Raw genomic sequence first — 21,468 nt, forward strand, 5'->3', positions numbered from 1 at the left:
ACGATTAGCGCCCGCCGATGAGCATGTTCACGCGCACGCTGCGATCGTCGGGGATTTCGTTTTGCGACAGCACCACGAGCTGGCGCATGCGTCGACGCAGAAAACGCGTGAGCAGCGGGCGTAGTTCGTGTTGCACCACCAGCACCGGCGGCAGACCGCGCTCTTCCTGACGGGCGACCGAGTTCTCGACCTGCTGGACGAGCGTATCGGCCAGGCCCGGCTCCATGCCACCGCCGTTGTGCAGCGCCTGCATGAGCATCTGTTCGAGCTTGGCGTCGAGGGTCATGACTTCCAGCTGCGGCGCCGCGCCGTACCAGTGCTGCACGATCGAGCGACCCAGTGCCAGACGCACTCCAGCGGTGAGCTCGTTGACGTCCTGGGTATGGCCGGCATTGACCGCCAGCACATCCAGAATCCGGCGCATGTCGCGGATCGAGACATCTTCTTCGAGCAGGTTCTGCAGGATGCTCGTGACCGTGCTCAACGGCACCAGCTTGGGTACCACGTCGTCGACCAGCGCCGGGTTGTCGTTTTTCACCCGGTCCAGCAAGGCCTGGGTTTCGCTGCGGCCGAGCATGTCGCTGGCGTGCTGGGCCAGCAGATGATTGATGTGGGTGGCGATCACGGTCGAGGCATCGACCACGGTAAAGCCCTGCATCTCGGCCTGTTCGCGATGACCTTCCTCGATCCAGACCGCGGGCAGGCCGAAGGCCGGATCGGTGCCGGCCCGGCCTTCGAGCGTGCCGTGCGCCTGGCCGGGGTCGATCGCCAGCCATTGCCCGGGATAGGCTTCGCCGCGACCGATCTCGACGCCGTTGAGCGCGAGGCTGTAACTGTGCGGCTGGAACTCCAGGTTGTCGCGAATATGCACCACCGGCGGCAGAAAGCCGATCTCCTGGGCGAACTTCTTGCGCACACCCTTGATGCGCTTGAGCAGTTCGCCATCCTGATGGGCGTCGACCAGCGGGATCAGCCGATAGCCGACCTCCAGGCTCAAGGGATCGACCAGCTGCACGTCGTCCCAGCTGGCTTCCTTGGTTTCTGCGGTCACCGGCGGCGCCGGCGCTTTTTGCACGGCCTCGGCCTCGGCTTCGCGGGCCTGCTTTTGCAGGTACCAGCCCAGACCGCCCAGCAGCGCGGTGAAGAATAGAAACACCAGATTCGGCATACCCGGCACCAGCCCGAGCATGCCGAGCACGCCGGCCGAAAGAAACAGCACCTGCGGATTGGTGAACAGCTGGGCGAGCATCTGCTGGCCGACGTCCTGATCGGTACTCACCCGCGATACGGTCACGCCGGCCGCGGTGGAGATCACCAGCGCCGGCACCTGAGCGACCAGACCGTCGCCGATAGTCAGCAGGGTATAGGTACGCGCCGCCTCACTGGCCGACAGACCATGCTCGCCCATGCCGATGATCAGCCCGCCGATAAGGTTGATCACCATGATCAGAATGCCGGCGATGGCGTCGCCACGCACGAACTTGCTGGCACCATCCATGGAGCCGAAGAAATCGGCTTCCTGGGCGATTTCCTGGCGGCGTTCCTTGGCCTGCTGTTCGTCGATCAAACCGGCATTGAGATCGGCATCGATGGCCATCTGCTTGCCCGGCATGGCATCCAGGGTGAAGCGCGCGCCCACTTCGGCAATACGTCCCGCGCCCTTGGTGATGACCATGAAGTTGATCACGATCAGAATACCGAACACGACCAGACCGACCGCGAAATTGCCGCCGACCAGGAACTGGCCGAACGCCTCGATCACCTGCCCGGCCGCACCTGCGCCGGAATGCCCGTTCATGAGCACGACACGCGTCGACGCGACGTTGAGCGACAGGCGCAACAACGTGGCAAACAGCAACACGGTGGGAAACGCGGCGAAGTCGAGCGGCTTCTGGGTGAACATTGCCACCAGCAGCACCATGATCGACAGCGCGATATTGAAGGTGAAGAACAGATCCAGCACGAACGGCGGCAGCGGCAGGATCATCATCGCCATGATCATGATGATCAGTACCGGGCCAGCCAGCATCTTGTACTGGCTGCCACCGTCCGCGCCGAGGCGGCCCAACATCGTGTTTAAAGCGTTCATGCGTTCGTGTCTGGTTCGTCCGGGTCGAGGCCCGGGGGCACGGCGATCGCCGTGGGTTTGACCGGCGCCACGCCGCCGGCTTGTTCATAGCGCTTGAGCTGGAACACCCAGGCCAGCACCTCGGCGACCGCGGTATACAGCGCGGCCGGAATTTCCGTATCGAGATCGCCGTGGCGATAGAGCGCGCGCGCCAGCGGCGGCGCTTCGAGCAGGGGCACGCCCGACTCGGCGCCCAGTTCGCGAATCTTGGCAGCGACATTGTCGGCGCCCTTGGCGACCACGCGCGGCGCGTTCATCTCGCCGTCGCGATACGACAGGGCGACCGCATAGTGGGTCGGGTTGGTCACGATGACGTCAGCGGTGGGCACCTCGCTCATCATACGTCCGCGCGCCATCGCCTGTTGCTGCTGACGAATCTTGGCCTTGAGCTGCGGGTCGCCTTCGGATTCCTTGTGTTCGTCCTTGATCTCCTGACGGCTCATGCGCAGCTTCTTGTGATGGCTCCACAGCTGGTAGGGCACGTCGATGCCGACCACCACGGTAAACGCCAGCAGCATGAACGCACAGCAGGTCACGATCAGCGTCAGCGCATGCAGCAGTGCGCCATTGCCCTGCTCCTTGGCCAGCACCAGCAACTCGTCGAGATGGGTGTAGACGAACCAGGCCGCGACCGAGCCGATGAGCACCGACTTCGCGATCGCCTTGACGAGCTCGATAACGCCCTGCGACGAGAATATCCGGCCCAGCCCCTTGATGGGATCGAGCTTCTTGGCATCGAACTTGATGGATTTGGGCGAGAACAGCCAGCCGCCGAGCAGCGTCGGCGCCAGCAGTGCCACGGCCACCAGTGGCAGCGTGATCGGCGCGAGCGCGCCGAGCGTGGTCAAGACCTGCGCCCATTGATGATCGAGCAGCCGCGAGCTGTCCATGGCCATGGCCGCGTCGAAACGCATGCTCGCCTGCATGACGGTCATCATCTGGCTGCCCATCCAGCCCGACAGCATCCACAGGCTGGCCAGGCCCACACACAACAGCATGAACGTCGCCAGCTCGCGCGAACGCGGAACCTGGCCATCCTCGCGCGCCTTTTCCAGGCGCCGCGGGGTTGCCGGTTCTGTTTTTTCGGCGTCGCTTTCGTTGGACATGCCTTACCCGATGGGGTGCTGGCCTAATACACAGCCAGCAGCCGAAGTTTCGAGTAAGCATTATGCAAAGCGTGCACGCGCGCCGATTGCGCGAACAGCGGCGTTAATGGGCGCTTATCATCGGATGAGCACCGCGAAAGCGCCGGTCACCCGGCGTCGCGGCGCGATGTGACCGGCTTGAAGCAGGCGTTAAAAGCCGAGGCTATCGAGCAAGTCGTCGACCTGGGCCTGGTCGGTCACGATCTCGGTGTTGCCCTCGGTCTGGATCTGCGGACCGTTGAGCAGCGACGAATTCTCGCCCTTTTTCTCACGCAGTTCGGCTTCACGGCCACGCACGCGATCTTCCGGCAGATACTGCAACAGCACGTCGATCAACTGTTTTTCGATATCGCGGATCACGACCACGAGCTTCTTGATCACCTGCCCGGTCAGATCCTGGAAATCCTGCGCCATCATGATGTCGTGCAGCTGGCCCTGGGTGGCCTGGGTTTGCTGTGGCACCCATTGCAGATAACTACGCGTATCGCGGACCAGTTCGCGCGCATCGGCGAGTTCGATCGGTGCATCGAACCACGTTTGCCAGCGCCCATCGAGCTTGACGGCACGGTTTTCGATTTCGGTTTGCAACGGCTGTGCGACTTCGATCGAAGACAACGCGGTTTCGGCCGCCTGTTCGGTCATGCTGGCGATATAGTTGAGCCGGTCGCGCGCGTCGGGGATCGCGTCTGCGGCTTTTTCCACCTCGCGATCCAGGCCGAGTTCGCGCATGCTTTCGTTCAAAGCGCGCGTGAGCTGACCGATACGATCGATCAGTTCTCCTGCCTGCTCGGGTGCGGCCTGATCGGCCGGATTCGTATTTTCCATGATGCTGGCTTCTCCTGCCCGTCGGGCACGCGCTTACATGCCGAGTTTGTCGAAGATACGCTCGAGTTTTTCTTCCAGCGTCGCGGCAGAAAACGGCTTGACCACGTAGCCGCTGGCGCCCGCCTGGGCTGCCGCGACGATGTTTTCCTTCTTCGCTTCGGCGGTGACCATCAGCACGGGTAGATGCTTGAGCGTATCACTTGCCCGAATACGCTTGAGCATTTCCAGCCCGTCCAGATTGGGCATGTTCCAGTCCGATACGACGAACTGGAATTTGCCGGTATTGAGCTTTTCCAGTGCCTCGGCGCCGTCTTCGGCTTCTTCGACGTTGTTGTAGCCCAGCTCCTTGAGCAGGTTGCGCACGATCCGGCGCATCGTGGAAAAGTCGTCGACGACGAGGAAATTGAGGTTCTTGTCCGCCATGGCGATATCTCGGTTTTGTTGACTGGCCTGTGGATGAGTGAAGCGTTGTGAATACTGGCCGGGTCGGCGCCCGGCGCCTGTTAGATGCGCAGCGCGCGACTGTCCGGCCCGCCCAGCAGGCCCAGTGCGTGTCTTGCCATGTCGTCGATGGAAACCACCGACTGCGCGGCACCGATGGCGATGGCTTCGCGCGGCATGCCGAATACGACGCAGCTGGCTTCGTCCTGCGCGAGCGTGGCCGCGCCGGCTTCACGCATCTGCAATAGCCCCTGCGCGCCGTCCTTGCCCATGCCGGTCATGAGAATGCCGATTGCATTACGCCCGGCATGCTTGGCGGCCGATTCGAACAGCACATCGACCGACGGCCGATGTCGGTTGACGGGCGGGCCGGCTTCCAGCGCCACGACATAGTTCGCGCCGCTGCGCGACAGCCGCAGATGCTGTTCGCCGCCGGGCGCGATATAGGCGCGCCCGGGCAGTACGCGTTCGCCGTGCTCGGCTTCCTTGACCTGGATCCGGCACAGCGAATCCATACGTCGCGCGAACGAGCCGGTGAAACCGCCCGGCATATGCTGGGTGATCAGAATCGCTGGTGCATCGGCCGGCATGGGTTCGAGAAACTCGCGAATCGCTTCCGTACCGCCGGTCGATGCGCCCACGATGAACAGCTTTTCGCTGGATACCCGCGGGGCCACCAGCGGCTGGGCACCGGCGGGCCTGGGGGTCGGCCGGCGCAGGGTAGCGCGCGCCGCGCCGCGAATCTTTTCCACGATTTCGTGGCCGCTTTCGATCAGGCCGCGATTGAGATCGAGCTTGGGCTTGGTCACGAAATCGACCGCGCCCAGTTCGAGTGCCTGCAAGGTGATATCCGAGCCGCGCGCGGTCAGCGACGACAGCATGATCACCGGCATCGGCCGCAATCGCATGAGCTTGCCGAGAAAGTCCAGCCCGTCCATGCGCGGCATTTCGACATCGAGCGTGAGCACGTCGGGATTGTGTTTCTTGATCAGCTCGCGGGCCACCAGCGGATCGGGCGCACTGGCCACCATTTCCATATCGTCTTCGTTATTGACGATCTCGGTGACGAGTTTGCGAATCAAGGCCGAATCGTCGACACACAACACACGAATCGGTCGTTTGGCCGTCGTATTCACGATGTCGTCTCCTTACCCGTGCTGGTCGAGGTCGTTGTGGCCGACAGCACACCGGCCACCGGCAGTACCGGCGCCAGCTTGTTGGCCAACACGACATCCTGGGCAACCATACGGCGTTCGCCGCCGCGCAAGCGGCGCAGCTGAACCCGACCGGTGGCCGGAAAATAATGCACCTGGCGGGCACAATCGCCCTTGAGTTCCTGCGACAGCACGTCAATGCCGCAGCCGTCGAGGTACGCCAGGATGAAATCGGAATTGGCAATCCCCACCCGCGCGGCCTGCACGCCGCTCATGAGCATCGCGCCGCCAAAGACTTTTGCCTCGATACGCTCGCGACGCGCGCCCTGCCGGTAGAGCGCCTCCAGCAGCGTATCCATCGCATAGTCGCCATAACGCATGGATTGCGCTTCGCTCGGGGCAACATCGGGCCCGGCCGCGGGCAGCATGAAATGGTTGAGTCCACCCACCCCGGCAACCGGGTCGCGCAGGCAGGCCGCCACGCAGGAGCCGAGTACGGTGGTCAGCACTACGTCTTCACGGGTGATCGCGTATTCATTGGGCAGTACGCGAATGGCATCCATGCCATGGCGCTGATCGAAATAGGTATGGGTCGAGCCGTTCTGAATCGATCGGGCACCGTCACGCATGCTCATGCCGACTCCTTGCCCGTACGCGTGCCCTTGCCCGCGACGCGCTCGTAGACGGTGTGGCTACGCAGACGAAATGACTGGGTGATGTTGGAAAAATTCTCCGAATGGCCGGCGAACAACAGGCCGTCTTCGCGCAGCAAGCCGGCGAAGCGCTCCAGCAGACGCGCCTGGGTGGCCTTGTCGAAATAGATCATCAGATTGCGACAGAAGATCACATCGAGCGGGCCTTCGATATCCCAGCTGGCGTCCAGCAGGTTGAGCGCACGGAAGGTGATGTTCTGGGAAAGGCTCGGCTGCACACGGACCATGCCTGCGCGCTCGCCGGTGCCCTTCAAGAAAAAGCGTTGTAGCCGCTCCGGGGTCATCTTGCTGACATCGTTCATCGAATAGATGCCGCGGCGCGCGACTTCGATGGCACGGGTATCGATATCGGTGGCCAGAATACTGGCCGGCGCGCGGCCCGGGCCCTGGGCTTCCGCCAGGGTGATCGCGATCGAATACGGCTCTTCGCCCGTCGACGCCGCGCAGGTCCAGACCTTGAGCGGCGTGCTGCGCGCCTTGGCGTGGGCCGCGAGCAGCGGAAAGTGATGGGCTTCGCGAAAGAACGAGGTGAGGTTGGTCGTCAACGCATTGACGAACTCTTCCCATTCCGGATGGTTGGCATCGGCCTGCAGCATGGCCAGATAATCGTGAAAGCGCGTATGCCCGAGTACGCGGATACGCTTGGCCAGGCGGCTATAGACCATCTCCGTTTTGTGCGGCGCCAACGAGATGCCGGCGCGCGCATGAATCATGCGCCGTACGCACTCGAAGTCTTCCGACGTCAGTAATAGATCACGTTCGTTTCGAACAGCCAGCACGGGCAAGCCCTCCTAGAAGATGGCGAGGCCCGTGCCATGAACCAGCGCTGCAATGCGGCTGGATTGAGGCAGAAATTCGGACCTGTAGCTAGGATCGACCGACCGCGTTTTTTCTTTAATACGTCGTTTTTTCAGACCCTTAGGGGCTATTGCCGTTTCCCGTGAGTTCGCGCCGAGCGCTGCTGGCGGCCAGAGGAAATGTCGTGCCCTTGTTCAGCGATTCCGCGTAACGGCGCTAGACCCCTGTATTGCCGACATATCTTCACATTAACCGGCGCTCGCCGCGACGGTCGGCGCCGCGCCTGGAAGCCCTACGCGTTGCGCGTCCGGGGCGCGGCGCGACGACACAGCGACGCGCGCGTTGCAGGGGCTACGTTGGTGCCCCCCACAACGGCGCGCGCATGGCGTCGACAGCCGCTGGAACAAAAAACGCTGCACCGTACGCGGCGCAGCGTTGTCCGGCATCGTTTCGGATGTGTTCTGGCACGGCGTCGAACCGTGCCACGGATCAGGTTCAGGCGACCGCCTCGACCTCGTCCACGAGCGCGAGCTCGCGGCTGCTCATCATGCGATCGATATCCACCAGGATGAGCATGCGATCGTCGACGCTGCCCAGACCCAGTACGTGTTCCGTGGCGGCACTCACGCCGAAATCCGGCGCCGGCTTGATCTGTTCGGGCGTGAGCGTGAGTACGTCGGAGACGCTGTCCACGACCACGCCGACGACGCGTTCGCCCACGTTGAGCACGATCACGACCGTATGCTGGTCGTAGGCCGCATTTTCCAGACCGAACTTGATCCGGGCGTCGATGATGGGAACGATGCTGCCGCGCAGGTTGGTTACGCCCTTGACGAAATCCGGCACGTTGGCAATACGCGTGACCTGATTGTAGCCGCGGATTTCCTGGACCTTGAGGATATCCACGCCGTACTCTTCGCCGCCGAGCGCGAATACCAGTACTTCCATATCCGCGGTGGCATCGCGCGGGGCTTCGTTAGCAATGACTTCAGCCATGTCGTTTACTCCGTGTAACGTCCATGTAGAAAGGAATCAGACCGGCGCTACCTGCCGTGCCTGGGTTTCGCTCTGAGGGCCTGCGCGTGACAGCGCAACCACGTCGAGAATCAGCGCGACGCTGCCGTCGCCGAGGATCGTGGCCGCGGAAATACCCACGACCTTGCGATAGTTGGTTTCCAGGTTCTTGACCACGACCTGGCGTTGACCGAGCAACTCGTCGACGAGCACGGCGTAATGCCGGCCCTCGCTTTCGATCACCATGACGATGCCGCGCAGCACATCGGTCTGCGCGCCATCGATATCGAATACGCGATGCATTTCGACCAGCGGCAGATATTCGCCGCGCACATAGACCAGCTGCGTATCCTGCGACACGCGCTTGAGCTGGTCGGATTGAACCTGCATCGATTCCTTGATCGCGCCCAGCGGCATGATGAACACCTCTTCGCCCACGCGAATGAGCATGCCGTCCATGATCGCCAGCGTCAGCGGCAGCACGATCCGAATGGTCGTCCCCTCGCCGGCCGCGGAACGAATATCCACGTGGCCGCCAAGCTCCTGGATGTTGCGCTTGACCACATCCATGCCCACGCCGCGCCCGGACACGTCGGTGACCGCTTCCGCGGTGGAGAAACCGGGCGCGAAGATCAGCTGCCAGACTTCGTCATCGCTCATCGAATCGCTGACCGCGAGGCCGTTCTGGCGCGCCTTGGCCAGAATGCGTTCGCGATTGAGACCGGCGCCGTCGTCGGAAATATCGATGAGAATACTGCCGCCCTGATGCTGGGCCGCCAGGGTCAGCGTGCCGGCCGCGGGCTTGCCGGCCGCCTTGCGGCGTTCCGGTGTTTCGATACCGTGATCCAGGCTGTTGCGCACCAGATGGGTCATCGGGTCCATGATGCGTTCGATCAGACCCTTGTCGAGTTCGGTCGATTCGCCCTCGGTGACCAGGTTGATTTCCTTGCCCAGCTTGCCGCTGAGATCACGCACCAACCGCGGGAAGCGGTTGAAGGCGTAGTCCATGGGCATCATGCGCACCGACATCACCGCTTCCTGCAGGTCGCGGGCATTGCGTTGCAGCTGGTTCAGACCTTCAAGCAGCGCGCCGTGCGCTTCGCTGTCGAGTCCGCCGATGGTCTGTTCCAGCATCGACTGGGTAATGACCAGCTCGCCAACGAGGTTGATGATTTCGTCGACCTTCTCGGTCGATACGCGCAGGGAACTGGATTCGCTCGATGACTTGCCCGACGCCTTGGACTTGGCCGCGGGCGCGGCTTTCTTGTCTTCCGGTGCGGATGCCGCCTCTTGCGTGTTCTGGGCTGCCGCGGCCGCTTGCGTGCCGGGTGTGCGTTCTGCCGCCACCGCTTCACTGGCCGCCTGGGCAACCGCGGTTTCGGCCTGCTCGGTATCCGTGTCCTGGGCCGGCGCGGTGGTGTCGCTATCGGCGGTCGCCGCACCAGCGAAATGCAGCTGGTCCTCGTCGACAACGAAACACAGCACCGACGAGATATCGTCGGCCTCGGCCGGCTGTGCGAGGGTAACGGTCAGCGTATCGCCTTCGAAGGTCTGGCTTTCGATATCGCCGAACAGCCCAAGCTCTTCGACGAGCGTGGCGGACTGGCTTTCTTCGATACCGCTGATCGCCACAACGCGCACCGAACTGGCCGGCGCTTGCTGTGCGTCCGGCTCGGCATCGGTCGGCGCCGCGCTGGCAGCCGACTCGCCTGTGGCCAGCGCCGCACTGCCCTTTTCGTCGAGCGTGCGCAGGCGCTGGGCGATGTCTTCGTAGGCCTGTTGATCAGGTTCGCTGGACGCGCGGTAGGCATCGATCTGCCCGGCGAGCACATCGCGGCATTCGAGAAACAGATCTACCGCCGTACGGTCGAGCACGAGTTCGCCGTGACGGGCGCGATCGAGCAGGTTTTCCAGCAGGTGGGTGGTTTCCTGCAGATGCGTGAAACCGAACGTGCCAGCACCGCCCTTGATCGAATGCGCGGCCCGGAAGATCGCGTTCAGATCTTCGCTATCCGGCGTATCGATATCCAGGTTGATGAGCAGGCGCTCCATTTCGTCGAGCAGTTCGTCTGCCTCGTCGAAGAAGGTCTGGTAGAACTCGGCGATATCTAGTGTCATGCCTGGTTATTCCGCTGTCGCTCGTGGTCGGACTCAAAAAACCGATGTCTCAAGACATATCGTTCAATCGGCGCGTTGCTTTAGTGTTCGACCGAACATGAATTACGCTTACCCGCCCGTTTAGCCGGACTGGGCGTCTTTTTCCGAATCTTTGACCTTGACCATGGTCGCGGCATTGCCGCTTTCGCTGCCCGATTGCGGCGCGGCCTCAGCCTCGGCCTCCGCAGACAGGGTTGTGGTCGGCGGCGCGCTTTCCTGCTCTATACGATGTTGTGCGTGTTCGTTGAGCACGAGAATGCTGATACGCCGGTTTGCCGGGGCGGCCGACGACTCGACGCCTGCCCGGCTCGCGGTCGCCGCCGCGCCGATGACGCGCAAGAGTTTGTCGGGCTGCATGCCGCCCTGAATGAGCGCACGCCGCGCCGCATTGGCGCGATCGGCCGATAACTCCCAGTTGCTGTAGCGCCGATCGCCGGTGGCAAAGCGCAGATCGTCGGTATGCCCGGTCAGCGTAATGGAGTTGGGAAATTCGTTGAGTTTGGGCCCGACCTTGGACAACACATCGCGAATATACGGGGCCAGCTCGGAACTGCCGAGCGCGAACATGGGCCGTTTATTGCTGTCGCTGATCTGAATGAGCAGGCCGTCTTCGACCACCTTGAGACTCAGCTGGGAGCTGAGCTCGTCAAGCGCCGGGTCGGCATGAATCATCGACTCCAGGCTGCGCTGCAGATCACGCAGCGGACGGTGGCTGGGCCGGTAATTGGTGGCATTGGGCGAGGTCAGTGATACCTCGCCTTCCGAATGCATGGGATCGTCGCCGCCGCCGGGAATAGCGCTGTTGCTGGCCGAGGCCTTGTCCCCGCCCATCATCGCGACCTTGAGCGGGGTCCGAAAGTACTCGCCGACTTCTTCGCGTTCGGCTGCACTCAAGCCCGACAACAGCCACATGACCAGAAAGAACGCCATCATTGCAGTCATGAAGTCGGCATAGGCGATCTTCCACGCCCCATGAGTGCCGTGATTCGCCGTCTTCTTGCGGCGGATGACGATCGGGCGTTTGTGTGCCTCGCTCACGAGGACGCCTGGGCGGTCCCGCCGGATTTCACGCTGCGTACGTGTTCTTCGAGCTCATTGAAGGACGGACGCTCGGACGAGAACAGCGCCTTGCGGCCGAACTCGATCGACAGCGGCGGCGCATAGCCGTTGAGATTGGCCAGCAGCGTGACCTTCACGCTCTGCATGATCTTGACGACTTCCTCGACCTGCGAGCGCACGCGTGCAGCCAGCGGACTGACGAAACCGTAGGCCAACAGAATGCCCAGGAAGGTACCCACCATGGCATGGGCGATCAGCGGGCCGATTTCCGACGGGTCGAGTGCGGCCGAGCCCAGCGCGTGGACCACGCCCATGACCGCCGCGACGATACCGAAGGCCGGCAACGAGTCGCCCATCGCCGCCAGACCGTGGGCCGGCACTTCCGCTTCGTGCTGGAAGGTTTCGATCTCGTGGTCCATCAACGCCTCGATCTCGAAGGCGTCCATGTTGCCGCTGATCATCAGGCGCAGATAATCGGTAAGAAAATCCATGATCAGCTTGTCTTCGACCAGCTTCGGATAGGCGGAGAACAGCGTGCTTTCGCGCGGATTCTCGATATCCTGCTCGAGCGACATCATGCCCGACTGGCGTGCCTTGGCCAGCAGCAGGTAGAGCAGCGTCATCAGATCGACACAGATTTCCTTGGAATACTGCGAGCCGCGCAGCAGCTTGGGCAATACGCGCACCGTGGCGCCGATTCCCTTGCCATTGTTCGCGGCCACGAACGCGCCGATACCCGCGCCGAAGATGATCACCAGTTCCGCCGGCTGGTACAGCGCGCCCATATGCCCGCCGACCATGGCATAGCCGCCAAGCACGGACCCGATGACGATGACGTAACCCAAGAATATAAGCACTGTCGCCTTCCCTGATGGAGTGGCCGTGAAAACACGTAAACCCGCAATCTCTAGGAAGGGTTAGCGGCCGACAGGGCCAGAGCTTGAATGAATCGCTGGCGCCGGAAGGCGAAGACAGCGCGCGCTTATGCTTTCTTCTTGCGCTTTTTCGCGTTCTTGAGCGTCTTGCCGGCACGCGAGGGCGGCTGGCAGATTCCGCACACGAAATCCTGATCGAGGCTGTATGCACGATTGACGAACTTGCCGTGGCAGCGGTTGCATACCGACAGCGTCATCATGTCGCTTTCGAAAAAGCGCACCAGCATCCACGCCCGGGTCAGGCTGAGCACCGGCTTGCCGTCATCCTGCAATGGCGTCTGCTCGTTATACAGACGATAGGCGTTGACCACCGCTTCCATGCGGCTGCGTTCCTTGCGCCGGCGCAGGTAGCAGTAGGTGTTGTAGAACAGCGACGAATGGATGTTGGGCAGCCAGGTGACATACCAGTCGGTCGAAAACGGCAGCATGCCCTTGGGCGGCGAGACACCGTGGATTTCCTTGTACAGATTGATTAACCGACGACGACTGATATCGGTTTCGGTCTGCAGTACCTGCAGGCGTGCACCGAGCTCGATGAGCTCGATGGCCAGCCCGATCTGCTTGGCCTCGTCTATAACGCTTTTGTTCGTCGTTGGACTCATGCGGCTCGTCGATTACCCTTCGCCGCTACCGTTTTTACGCTGCGCCTCGCGGTCGGCCTCGCGACGCGGCTGGCCACGACGTGCCGGCGCATCGGCCTCGTCCGGGCCGTCCGTGCTACGCCGGTCGCCGGCCGCGCGTCGTTCACCGGTACGACGATCGCTCTTTCGCTTGTTCTGCGACGACAGCAGAATTCCGGCATGCAGGCGGCGCATATCGTCGTCACGCGGCGCATCGATCAGCGCGAACAGCTGGTCGGCGCTATCGAGTGAAAAATGGCATAGCAATTGGTTGCAACGGGCCAGCTTCGCGAGATCGGCTACCGGGATCTGGCTGAGCAGGTCGGCCATGTCCTCGTCGATCTTCAGGCGAAACATCGCCAGCTCGCGATCGGTATTGATCAGCCGCTGCATCAGAATCAGATAGGACAGATTCAGATCGCGGACGTCATCGAGTAGATGATCAACACTCATTTTATCTCCCCTACCAAAACGCCCGTCGCTAACAAGCGTACCGTGAAACGGGCAGCAGACGTCGCGAAAGCCTGCCGTGAAACGACAGCGTTACCCGTACTGACGGCGCGTCACCCTCGTGCGCCGGCCGGGCAGGCCCGAACCGCTGTAAGCCTGTGTTTTCCGTCTCAAAAGAATGTCCGCCTCTCGGTGCTTTTTCTGAAACGCCGTATCTTTAAAAATGCAACAGCGCGTGGGAAAAAGCAAAGACACAGCGTATCGCACTGTCGTCGATTAACGACATTCCTTTATTCTATATTGGATTGTGCGCGATTGATACGAACGAAATGTGAACGTTACGCCGCAGTGTTGCGCTCGATTCTACGATTTCGCGTCAGCAGCGTTTTCCAGCCGGTAGACCCATGCCAGCAGTTCCGCCACGGCCACATAGAGTTCGGGGGGAATACGATCGTCCAGATCGACACGCATGAGCAGACGGACCAGCTCGGGCGAGCGGTGTACGTGCAGGCCGTGTTTTTCGGCCCGATCCATGATGGATTGCGCGATATCGCCATAACCCTTGGCGACCACGCGTGGCGCGTCATCCTGTTCGGCATAGCGCAGGGCGACGACGCTGGCGCGTTCGTCGCGGGACTGAGAGCGATCGACAGCACTCATTCGACCGCTTCCTCGATAAGTTCGACATGGGCACGATCGAAACCGGCCTGTTCGAACCGCGCCTTCAGTTCGCCGGTGGCGGGCGCGAGTGTGGCCGCGCCCTGCGCGCTCGAAGCAAAGGCATAAACCTCGATCGCCCCACCGGCGAGATTGAGCGCGATCTCCACCGGCCCGAGACGCGGCAACTCCAGACGCAGGCGGGTCGAAAACGACGCCTCGCCTTGCTCATCCTGGCCGCGTCGCGGCGTACCGTCATCGCCGTGCTCATGGATCTCCCATTGCATGTCGACGCCGGGCCAGGCATCACCGTGCCAGCGAAAGACCGAATTGCTCAGCACATCCAGCTGCTGGCGAACTACCGATAGCAGGCGCTCGTCGACCACATCGCCGCGCGCGCCGTCGCCGCGCCCCTGGGCGGCCGCCGTATCGAATGCGCCCGGCGCCAGCAACGCGTTGGCGCTGGCATTCGCCAAACTCTGGCGCGTGTTCGTGGCAGGCGCATGGGTCGACGACGCCCGCGCATCGCCCTGCGACGCCGGATTTTGTGTCTTTTGGTTATGCGGTTCTTCCAGCAGTTCGGTAAGCGGACGCTGGCCATCGAACCACTTGCTCAGGTGGGATTCGTAGAACAACCCGCTGTGTGCGACCTGCTGGCCCAGAATGGCGGCCAGAATGGGCGTGGCCGGCACCCGGGCGGCACCGAAAAGCGCGGCTGCATGCGCAGGCGTGGTATGGGCCACCGGCGCCGGGCGACGTGCGAGCAGCGACGCAATCAAGCCGCCCTCGCGGCTGAACTGGGCGCGGGCTGACTCGGTATGAGGCCCCGCCGGCGGCTGCTTGGCCGCCGGCAGATAACGCGTGCCGGTCGCGATCTCGCGCGCGCCGGGCTGTTCGCCCGTACGACGCGCGCCGCCGCCCTGGGTGGACGGATCGGCCTCGCCCGAGCCGCGTGCACGCGTGGCATCGGCCCCGGTGCCCGGCGTCGGCCGATCGAAGCCGTCGGTGCGTACGCTGGCCACCGGATCGACCGGCCCGAGCGGGATATTGACCCGCGCACCGGTAAAACGCGCCATGTCCGCACGGCGCCCTAGCACCTGCGGCAACAGCGTATCGAGCATCGGCGTGATCGTGCTCACGGTCGCCTATCTATCTTTAAATGCTGACTAGCAGACCGCGTTCTTTTCATACGCGTTTTTGACCCGCCGCTGGGAACGCGCCTGCGAAAGCGCGCCCGACAACTCGTCCATACGCTGCTGGAGCCGTTCGCGCAGTTCCTGTTCGCTGGCCGCGATCTGGATCAGTACGGCGCGCTTGGCTTCACGAAACGCATCGTTGACGGCCACGTCGTATTCGATATTCATCAGCGCTTCCACCTGACACAGGTGTTCGCTTTTCATTTCGACCAGATTTTCCCACTCGCCTGCAACCGCGATCTCGATCATCTTCTTGTTGAGATCGAGAAGCGCACAATAGCCGGCGACGATATCCTGCTGCTGCTGGTTCATGTCCCTCAAGCCTGTTGTAGTGCGTAAGCCGAAGCGGTCGCGGCCGTGGGCGCGGCACTGGCCGTCGCCGGGGCGGCACCGTTACCGATCTGTTTCCAGGCCGAACCAATGTCGTCGAGCAGCGTATCCACGTGCGCGATCAGCGCGGTATCGCTCTTGATGTTGGCCCGGATCAGGGTACGGGTCATGTAATCGTATAGCGAATCCAGCCGTTCGGCGATCTCGCCGCCGCGCTCGATATCGAGCGCGGCACGCAGGCCGAGTTCGATGATATCGATCGCCTTGGACAACGCCTGGCCCTTGCCAGCGGAATCGCCTTGCGAAATAGCCCACTGGGCCCGCCCGAGGGCGCTGCGCGCGCCGTCGAACAGCAGCACGATCAATTGATGCGGGCTCGCGCTCATTGCGGCGGTTTCGACGCCGAGAGTCTTGTAAGCGCTTGCGGCACGGTTTGCGTAAGAAGCCATGAGCGTTCCTTGCCTTTAGTGTCTGTTTTGACTAATCGCCCTGATTGCCGAGCGACTTGAATTGCTGAGTGAGGTAATTACTGGTCGAGTTGATCGACGCCATCAGCGAGTCGAGCTGGACGAACTGCTTCTGATAGCGTGCGATGGTCGCGTCGATCGACTCCTGCTCGCGCTCCATGCGGTCGCCGAGCCTGTCGATACGCTGTTTCATGCCATCGCTGGCGGACTGCAACAGGCCGTTGTCACCGGCCACGGCATCGAGCGTGGATACCAGTACCTGCGACAGGCCGTCATTGCCGTCACTGCCGGCCATCAGCTGCCCGACATCGGCGAGATTGTTCGCCAGCGCCTCGTCGAGCGCTTCGTCGTCGATTTCCATGGTGCCGTCGCGCTGCAGACTGATGCCGATTTCGGCCAGCCCCGAGAACGTGCCGCCACTGATCGGCGTGTTCAGCGCACCGCGCACGCGTGTTTCGGCGGTACGCGCCGTCGAGTCGCCCAGCAGCACGCCGCTGATTTCTTTTTCCGCATCGAAGGCAGTGAGCTTGTCCGAAATCGAGTTGACGCTGTTGTAGGCCTTGACGAACTTCTGCAGCGCCGACTTCACGGCATCGGTGTCGCGCGTGGCGGTCAGCGATTGCGGCTCGGTGGTGGTTTTGGACAGCGTCAGGGTGACCCCGGCAATGGCCTCTTCCACACGGTTGGTCTGACTAACGACGGCAATCCCGTTGACCGAGAGCTGGGCGTCGCGCGCGGCGACAGTTTCGCTCATCGCGCCGTTGCCCGCGGTGCTGTCGTAATCGAGCAGATCCGCCAGCGGCGTGGAGCCGTCACCATTGTTTTCTGCCACGCTCACCGAAATCTGCGAGTCGGTACCGGTGGTATTGGAAGACAACACCAGCCGGTAGGGCGTGCCGCTGCCATCATTGACGATCGAGGCGTTAACGCCGATATCGGCGGCGTTGATCGCATCGCGAATGCCGGACAGGCTGCTGTCGGCGGCGTCGAGGTCGATATCCACGGTTTCGCTGACATCACCAGCGCTATTGCCCAGCGAGAGCGTGATCGTACCGCCGTTGCCGATCTGCTCGTCTACGCTGGCCTGACCGGCGCTGACCAGTGACTGGCTGCGGGCCAGCTGATCGACTTCAATGCTGTAGCTGCCCGGGTCGGCCTTTTCGCTGGCCACCGCGCTAAACGCGTCGCCCTCGACGCTGGTCTTGACGCCTTCGTAAAGACTGGCCTTGCCCAGCGCTTCGGCCGCGGACTGAAAATTGGCGAAGCTGCTTTGCAGCGTGCCATAGGCCGAGAACTTGGTGTTATAGCTACTGGCCTGTTTTTGCAGCGGAACCAGACGCTGCTGCTCGGACGTACGAAGCCCGTCCAGCAGCGAGCTCAGATCCAGTCCCGAGCCAATTCCTAGTGACGATGTAAGTGCCATGGCATACCTGCGAATAACGCCTGCTCGATACAACGAGCGTGGTTGCAGTGCCTATCGGCGCCGGGTCACGAATCCTTTAATGCATAAGCCAGGAAAAGAAAACTTTTTTCGGCCCGTTTTTCGCGAGCCTTGCCACGACGATGTTTACGGTGCCGTGGACCAGCTGCGTCCCGGCTTTCCGGCCTGCTGGCCATCGGGGCATTCGATCGTACGCGTGGCATAGGTACGCCCGCTTTCGCCGCTACACACGGTGGCACGATCCGGTTCGCCGTCGTAGCCATGCAGCCGATAGTTGTCGGGCACATAATTCGACGGCCAGCGCTCGTTTTCCGGCGCCATGTAGATCTCGAGTTCGGGCGCTGGATAGCCGTACCCGTGGCGAGACGGCGCATGATGCGTGCCCTGGCCGGCGTGATTCGTGCCTGCATCAGGCGGTGGCGCGCCTGCGGCCTGGGCCCAGACCGGCGGGACGGCCATCGCTATGACGAATATCAGCGCGCCCGCGCCGGCCAGAGTGGGATTGATGCGTTTCATCCTGGATTTAACGGCCGCGACATTCCGATTCTTGAGCACAGCCGGCGTAGCCCAGGATCGACAGCCTGCATGCCATGGGCGCACGAAACGGGGCCGTGCGCAGGCACCTAAGAGCTCAACGCTTGTCGCGCGGCGTGTCCGAGTCCTGTTGTTCACGCCACTCCTCGAGGCTTTCGCTGTGTTTCTTCGGCCCGGGAGCGAACAGCCCGGAAACCGTACGCCCCAGATTGCGGTTGAATGCGCGCACGTTGTTGTAAAAGCCTTCGCCGGTTTGCTGCGTGCCGAACCAGCTGGAGATCGTACGATGCGCGGTCTGCAGGCCCACGGTGCCGGTATCCACGGCCTGTTCCACGCTTTCCTGGCGGCGCCGGAAGCGCTGGCGCGCACCCACCAGCAGGCCGGCATCGCCGTAGCCGGCGGCGAGCACACGAAAACGCTCGCCCGCGTCAGTAACGGCCATGTTCAGCCGGACCGCTGCCACGAGCACGGCCACGAACGCAACGATAACGGCGGCGATGACGATCATGAGCCGGTGGGGTGGAAGATATCCAGGTGCGCTTCGACACCCTGCTCGGCAAGCTGCTGCTTCATCTCGCGGGCGACGATTTCATAGACACGGCGACGAATCATGCGCGGTGCGACACCCACCAGAGCCGCGCCCCAGCGCGAACGCGCGCGTGCCAGGGTCATGGGGTTGATGACCTCCACGATGATGCGACTGCCGCTGACCTCGCTGAGCGCACCGGCCAGCTCTTCGTTGGCGTGCTCGAGATCATGGGCGAGCTGATCGATCTGGCCATTGAGCGCATCCAGCCGACGGTATGCACGCCAGAGCAGATAGCTCACCACGGCCAGGGCAAGCGCGAAAACAATACTGATACCGACTGCAAGCGTCATGGACTGTCTTCCGGACCGTGCCAATACTCGATGTCAGTGTGACGTGATCCGGCGCGCGATAGCAACTGTCAGGTGCGCGTTCGCTCGCTACACTGGGTGCATTGGCTTGCCAGACGCTCTGAGCCCCGATGACGACTGCACCTGAAGTTCGAGACCTCGAAGGCCGCCGGATCGGCGTGCCGGAATCGCGCCAGCTCGACCTGTTCGCCGACATGATCGAGCGTCGCGGCGCGGTCGCGCTACGCTGCCCGTTGGTGGATATCCGCGATACACCCGATCACGCGCATGTCCAGCGCTGGCTAAACGATGTTATCGACCACGGCCTGGACGACATGATCTGGCTGACCGGCGAAGGCCTGCGCCGGCTGCGCGACTTCGCCGAGCGCGACAGCCCCGAGCGCCTCACGCAGTTCATCGCGCGCCTCGACGCTGCCCGCACGATCACGCGCGGACCCAAGCCGGTACGCGAATTACGCGCACTCAAACTGCGCAGCGATGTCGCCGCTACCCAGCCGACGACCCAGGGCGTGATCGAAGCGCTGGCCGATATCGACCTGGCCGGGCATCGGGTGCGCGTACAGCTCTACGGCGAAGACCCCAACACGCCGCTAATGGATTTCCTTGCGCGCAAACAGGCCCATGTGCAGGCGGTCGCGCCTTATGTCTACGCCGACGAGGCCGAAACGCCGCAGGTGCTGGATTTCATTGATCGTATCGTGGCCGGCGAACTCGACGCGGTGGCTTTCACCAGCTCCCCGCAGATCAAGCGCCTGTACAAGGTCGCCCGCGCCAACGAACGCGATGAAGCCCTTACCGCGGCCCTGAACGGGCTATGTGTGGCCGCAGTGGGCCCACTGGTGGCCGAACGCCTCGAAGCCGAGGGTGTACAGGTCACGCTCATGCCCGACAGCAACTATTTCATGAAGCCACTGGTGCGCACGATGGTCGCGCACTTCAACGCGGGCTCGGCGTGAGCGGGTAAGATCGCGTTTTCCTTGTATTGATTGTTCGACATGGCCAAGAAACGCTCTGCCCTGCCTGTGGCCTGTGCGCTCGGTTTGCTGGCACTCGTGCCGTTTGCGGCGGGCGTGTATTACGCCTATAGCGGCTATGCACTGGATGCACGCACCGCGCTGCGCTGGCTGTTGCCCTATCTGGCCACGATCGTGGCCTTCATCGGCGGCGTGCAATGGGGACGCATGCTCGCGGCCGGGCGCGCGGCGGGCCTGGACATGGCGCTGGCCGTGGTGCCCGCCATCGTCGCCTGGGGCGCGTTGCTCACGGCCGCGCCCTGGCGGGCCATTCTGCTGATCGCAGCGCTGCTGGCCGCCTGGCTGATCGACGAACACGGCGCACGGCGCGGCTGGCAAAGCCGTGGTTTTCTGCAGCTGCGCCGGCTACTCACCCTGGTGGTGACCCTGTGTATCGTGGCCATTGCCTGGCGGGTGAGCCGTGGCTGACGATCACGCAGACGCCGCGCTGACGGTCGAAACCCAGACGATCACCGGTGCCGACGGTGGCTGTTGCCAGATAACCCATGTGCGCGCCCAGGCGGCCAACGCCCGCGCACCCGTGGTACTGGTCCCCGGCATGTTCACCGGGCGGCGCTTCTGGTTATCGGATAAGCAGATTGGCCTGGCCGCTTATCTGGCACGACGCGGTTACCCGGGCGTGATCGTGCAACGCCGCGGCCTATCCGACTCGCCGGCCAGCGCCGGGCGCGCGGGGCTGATCGAGCACGTCAAATACGACCTGCCGGCCGTGCAACGCCACCTCCAGGCGCAGGACCCGCGGCCAGCCTTCTGGATCGGGCATTCATTCGGCGGCGTGATGAGCGCGCTGGCCTGTGCACGCTATCTGGAAGCCGAGGCGGTCGCGGGGCTGGTGCTGTTCGCCAGTCAATTCGAAGTCGGCAAACGTATGCTCGACTGGCCGGCCAATCGCCTCACCCGTGGTCTGGCTCGCCTGTTGGGGTATTTCCCCGCGCGTGCGGCCGGACTGGGCCCGGAAAACGAACCCACGGCCGCCATGATGGACGCGACCCACTGGGTGGAAACCGGTCGCCGCCAGGATTACCTGCGCGCCACGCTGGCCGGCGTGACCCAGCCGGTACTGGCCCTATCCGGCGCGGCCGACCGGGTCGACCCGAGCGCGGGCTGCGAACGTTTTATCGGCCATTTTTCCAGTACCGATACGCAATTCGAGCGCGCCGGCATCAGCCACGGCTACAGCGTGGATTTCGATCATCCGGGCATCGTGGTCAGCAAGCCCGCGCAGGCCGAGATCTGGCCGCGGGTCGCCGACTGGCTCGATACGCACACGTCATCCAGCCAGGCATGAAAAAGCCGGCCCGAAAACGGGCCGGCTCGTTATGGCTAACGCATTCAACCCGGCATGAAGCGTTTCATGCCGGGTTGATCATCGCCCCGCGTAGGGCCTATCTCGCGACGACAGGCCCTAGGTGTGTAAACCCACCAGGTTGTTCACGTCCAAGCGGAGTCGGCTAATGGGTGTTTTGTAATCGA

At 62.8% G+C, this 21,468-nt stretch carries 24 protein-coding genes; 3 read left to right on the forward strand and 21 right to left on the reverse strand.

Annotated features, from left to right (window positions below):
- Positions 1 to 4: 4 nt before the first annotated feature.
- From flhA to S4A8_RS16295, 21 genes are all read right to left on the reverse strand, one after another.
- Complete coding sequence (gene flhA / locus S4A8_RS16195) at positions 5 to 2,089, reverse strand: flagellar biosynthesis protein FlhA (RefSeq protein ID WP_353175216.1); 2,085 nt, start codon at positions 2,087 to 2,089, stop codon at positions 5 to 7.
- A complete protein-coding gene (gene flhB, locus S4A8_RS16200; protein ID WP_353175218.1) occupies positions 2,086 to 3,234 on the reverse strand; it encodes a flagellar biosynthesis protein FlhB in 1,149 nt (382 codons plus the stop codon). The genes flhA and flhB overlap by 4 nt, the downstream gene beginning before the upstream one ends.
- 189 nt (positions 3,235 to 3,423) lie before the next feature.
- Positions 3,424 to 4,098, reverse strand: a complete 675-nt coding sequence (gene cheZ / locus S4A8_RS16205) for a protein phosphatase CheZ (protein WP_353175220.1) — start codon at positions 4,096 to 4,098, stop codon at positions 3,424 to 3,426.
- Between the two features lie 33 nt (positions 4,099 to 4,131).
- Entirely contained in the window at positions 4,132 to 4,521 is a 390-nt protein-coding gene (gene cheY, locus S4A8_RS16210; RefSeq protein WP_293627655.1) for a chemotaxis response regulator CheY, read from the reverse strand.
- An 80-nt stretch (positions 4,522 to 4,601) separates the two neighbouring features.
- Entirely contained in the window at positions 4,602 to 5,675 is a 1,074-nt protein-coding gene (locus S4A8_RS16215; protein ID WP_353175222.1) for a protein-glutamate methylesterase/protein-glutamine glutaminase, read from the reverse strand.
- Positions 5,672 to 6,328, reverse strand: coding sequence for a chemoreceptor glutamine deamidase CheD (locus S4A8_RS16220; RefSeq protein WP_353220930.1), 657 nt, complete (start codon positions 6,326 to 6,328; stop codon positions 5,672 to 5,674). The genes S4A8_RS16215 and S4A8_RS16220 overlap by 4 nt, the downstream gene beginning before the upstream one ends.
- Positions 6,325 to 7,191: a CheR family methyltransferase gene (locus S4A8_RS16225; protein ID WP_353220931.1), complete on the reverse strand. Its 867-nt coding sequence runs from the start codon at positions 7,189 to 7,191 to the stop codon at positions 6,325 to 6,327. The genes S4A8_RS16220 and S4A8_RS16225 overlap by 4 nt, the downstream gene beginning before the upstream one ends.
- 508 nt (positions 7,192 to 7,699) lie before the next feature.
- Positions 7,700 to 8,200 carry a chemotaxis protein CheW gene (locus S4A8_RS16230; protein WP_353175228.1) on the reverse strand — a complete coding sequence of 167 codons (501 nt, stop codon included), beginning with the start codon at positions 8,198 to 8,200 and terminating at the stop codon, positions 7,700 to 7,702.
- A gap of 36 nt (positions 8,201 to 8,236) precedes the next feature.
- On the reverse strand, positions 8,237 to 10,336 hold the full coding sequence (gene cheA, locus S4A8_RS16235; RefSeq protein WP_353220932.1) for a chemotaxis protein CheA: 2,100 nt from the start codon (positions 10,334 to 10,336) through the stop codon (positions 8,237 to 8,239).
- Positions 10,337 to 10,456: 120 nt separating this feature from the next.
- On the reverse strand, positions 10,457 to 11,413 hold the full coding sequence (gene motB, locus S4A8_RS16240) for a flagellar motor protein MotB (RefSeq protein WP_353220933.1): 957 nt from the start codon (positions 11,411 to 11,413) through the stop codon (positions 10,457 to 10,459).
- The gene (motA, locus tag S4A8_RS16245; RefSeq protein ID WP_353175233.1) at positions 11,410 to 12,291 is read right to left on the reverse strand and encodes a flagellar motor stator protein MotA; all 882 of its coding nucleotides are present in this window, start codon (positions 12,289 to 12,291) and stop codon (positions 11,410 to 11,412) included. The genes motB and motA overlap by 4 nt, the downstream gene beginning before the upstream one ends.
- 125 nt (positions 12,292 to 12,416) lie before the next feature.
- Positions 12,417 to 12,971 (reverse strand): flagellar transcriptional regulator FlhC, encoded by a 555-nt coding sequence (gene flhC, locus S4A8_RS16250; RefSeq protein ID WP_353175235.1) that lies wholly within the window; start codon positions 12,969 to 12,971, stop codon positions 12,417 to 12,419.
- Positions 12,972 to 12,983: 12 nt separating this feature from the next.
- Positions 12,984 to 13,442 (reverse strand): flagellar transcriptional regulator FlhD, encoded by a 459-nt coding sequence (gene flhD, locus S4A8_RS16255; protein WP_353175236.1) that lies wholly within the window; start codon positions 13,440 to 13,442, stop codon positions 12,984 to 12,986.
- 360 nt (positions 13,443 to 13,802) lie between these two features.
- Positions 13,803 to 14,099, reverse strand: coding sequence for an EscU/YscU/HrcU family type III secretion system export apparatus switch protein (locus S4A8_RS16260; RefSeq protein WP_353175238.1), 297 nt, complete (start codon positions 14,097 to 14,099; stop codon positions 13,803 to 13,805).
- Complete coding sequence (gene fliK, locus S4A8_RS16265) at positions 14,096 to 15,235, reverse strand: flagellar hook-length control protein FliK (protein ID WP_353220934.1); 1,140 nt, start codon at positions 15,233 to 15,235, stop codon at positions 14,096 to 14,098. The genes S4A8_RS16260 and fliK overlap by 4 nt, the downstream gene beginning before the upstream one ends.
- A gap of 27 nt (positions 15,236 to 15,262) precedes the next feature.
- Positions 15,263 to 15,604: a flagellar protein FliT gene (fliT, locus tag S4A8_RS16270; RefSeq protein ID WP_353175242.1), complete on the reverse strand. Its 342-nt coding sequence runs from the start codon at positions 15,602 to 15,604 to the stop codon at positions 15,263 to 15,265.
- Between the two features lie 5 nt (positions 15,605 to 15,609).
- A complete protein-coding gene (gene fliS, locus S4A8_RS16275) occupies positions 15,610 to 16,071 on the reverse strand; it encodes a flagellar export chaperone FliS (RefSeq protein ID WP_353175244.1) in 462 nt (153 codons plus the stop codon).
- Between the two features lie 31 nt (positions 16,072 to 16,102).
- A complete protein-coding gene (gene fliD, locus S4A8_RS16280; protein ID WP_353220935.1) occupies positions 16,103 to 17,512 on the reverse strand; it encodes a flagellar filament capping protein FliD in 1,410 nt (469 codons plus the stop codon).
- Between the two features lie 144 nt (positions 17,513 to 17,656).
- Complete coding sequence (locus S4A8_RS16285; RefSeq protein ID WP_353220936.1) at positions 17,657 to 18,046, reverse strand: hypothetical protein; 390 nt, start codon at positions 18,044 to 18,046, stop codon at positions 17,657 to 17,659.
- A 115-nt stretch (positions 18,047 to 18,161) separates the two neighbouring features.
- Complete coding sequence (locus S4A8_RS16290) at positions 18,162 to 18,572, reverse strand: hypothetical protein (protein ID WP_353220937.1); 411 nt, start codon at positions 18,570 to 18,572, stop codon at positions 18,162 to 18,164.
- Positions 18,569 to 18,943: a hypothetical protein gene (locus tag S4A8_RS16295; RefSeq protein ID WP_353175251.1), complete on the reverse strand. Its 375-nt coding sequence runs from the start codon at positions 18,941 to 18,943 to the stop codon at positions 18,569 to 18,571. The genes S4A8_RS16290 and S4A8_RS16295 overlap by 4 nt, the downstream gene beginning before the upstream one ends.
- Before the next feature lie 128 nt (positions 18,944 to 19,071).
- Between S4A8_RS16295 and S4A8_RS16300 the strand changes: the two genes are divergently transcribed.
- Genes S4A8_RS16300 through S4A8_RS16310 form a run of 3 tightly spaced genes read left to right on the forward strand, consistent with a single transcriptional unit; the run spans position 19,072 to position 21,283 of the window.
- A complete protein-coding gene (locus S4A8_RS16300; RefSeq protein ID WP_353220938.1) occupies positions 19,072 to 19,917 on the forward strand; it encodes a uroporphyrinogen-III synthase in 846 nt (281 codons plus the stop codon).
- A gap of 39 nt (positions 19,918 to 19,956) precedes the next feature.
- Positions 19,957 to 20,403 carry a DUF3429 domain-containing protein gene (locus S4A8_RS16305; protein ID WP_353175254.1) on the forward strand — a complete coding sequence of 149 codons (447 nt, stop codon included), beginning with the start codon at positions 19,957 to 19,959 and terminating at the stop codon, positions 20,401 to 20,403.
- Positions 20,396 to 21,283 (forward strand): alpha/beta fold hydrolase, encoded by an 888-nt coding sequence (locus S4A8_RS16310; RefSeq protein WP_353220939.1) that lies wholly within the window; start codon positions 20,396 to 20,398, stop codon positions 21,281 to 21,283. The genes S4A8_RS16305 and S4A8_RS16310 overlap by 8 nt, the downstream gene beginning before the upstream one ends.
- The last annotated feature ends 185 nt before the right edge of the window (positions 21,284 to 21,468 follow it).

The organism is Salinisphaera sp. S4-8 (assembly GCF_040361235.1).
Lineage (GTDB): Bacteria > Pseudomonadota > Gammaproteobacteria > Nevskiales > Salinisphaeraceae > Salinisphaera.

Excerpts from the sequence above, each read along its gene's own strand:
- fliS (WP_353175244.1), bottom strand. The coding sequence starts at position 16,071 with ATGGCTTCTTACGCAAACCGTGCCGCAAGCGCTTACAAGACTCTCGGC.
- S4A8_RS16290 (WP_353220937.1), bottom strand. The coding sequence starts at position 18,572 with ATGATCGTCATCGCCGCCGTTATCGTTGCGTTCGTGGCCGTGCTCGTG.
- S4A8_RS16260 (WP_353175238.1), bottom strand. The coding sequence starts at position 14,099 with ATGAGTGCTGTCGATCGCTCTCAGTCCCGCGACGAACGCGCCAGCGTC.
- flhB (WP_353175218.1), bottom strand. The coding sequence starts at position 3,234 with ATGTCCAACGAAAGCGACGCCGAAAAAACAGAACCGGCAACCCCGCGG.
- cheY (WP_293627655.1), bottom strand. The coding sequence starts at position 4,521 with ATGGCGGACAAGAACCTCAATTTCCTCGTCGTCGACGACTTTTCCACG.
- S4A8_RS16230 (WP_353175228.1), bottom strand. The coding sequence starts at position 8,200 with ATGGCTGAAGTCATTGCTAACGAAGCCCCGCGCGATGCCACCGCGGAT.
- fliT (WP_353175242.1), bottom strand. The coding sequence starts at position 15,604 with ATGAACCAGCAGCAGCAGGATATCGTCGCCGGCTATTGTGCGCTTCTC.
- S4A8_RS16305 (WP_353175254.1), top strand. The coding sequence starts at position 19,957 with ATGGCCAAGAAACGCTCTGCCCTGCCTGTGGCCTGTGCGCTCGGTTTG.
- S4A8_RS16220 (WP_353220930.1), bottom strand. The coding sequence starts at position 6,328 with ATGAGCATGCGTGACGGTGCCCGATCGATTCAGAACGGCTCGACCCAT.
- S4A8_RS16285 (WP_353220936.1), bottom strand. The coding sequence starts at position 18,046 with ATGAAACGCATCAATCCCACTCTGGCCGGCGCGGGCGCGCTGATATTC.
- cheZ (WP_353175220.1), bottom strand. The coding sequence starts at position 4,098 with ATGGAAAATACGAATCCGGCCGATCAGGCCGCACCCGAGCAGGCAGGA.
- cheA (WP_353220932.1), bottom strand. The coding sequence starts at position 10,336 with ATGACACTAGATATCGCCGAGTTCTACCAGACCTTCTTCGACGAGGCA.
- S4A8_RS16300 (WP_353220938.1), top strand. The coding sequence starts at position 19,072 with ATGACGACTGCACCTGAAGTTCGAGACCTCGAAGGCCGCCGGATCGGC.
- flhA (WP_353175216.1), bottom strand. The coding sequence starts at position 2,089 with ATGAACGCTTTAAACACGATGTTGGGCCGCCTCGGCGCGGACGGTGGC.
- S4A8_RS16295 (WP_353175251.1), bottom strand. The coding sequence starts at position 18,943 with ATGACGCTTGCAGTCGGTATCAGTATTGTTTTCGCGCTTGCCCTGGCC.
- fliD (WP_353220935.1), bottom strand. The coding sequence starts at position 17,512 with ATGGCACTTACATCGTCACTAGGAATTGGCTCGGGACTGGATCTGAGC.
- flhD (WP_353175236.1), bottom strand. The coding sequence starts at position 13,442 with ATGAGTGTTGATCATCTACTCGATGACGTCCGCGATCTGAATCTGTCC.
- flhC (WP_353175235.1), bottom strand. The coding sequence starts at position 12,971 with ATGAGTCCAACGACGAACAAAAGCGTTATAGACGAGGCCAAGCAGATC.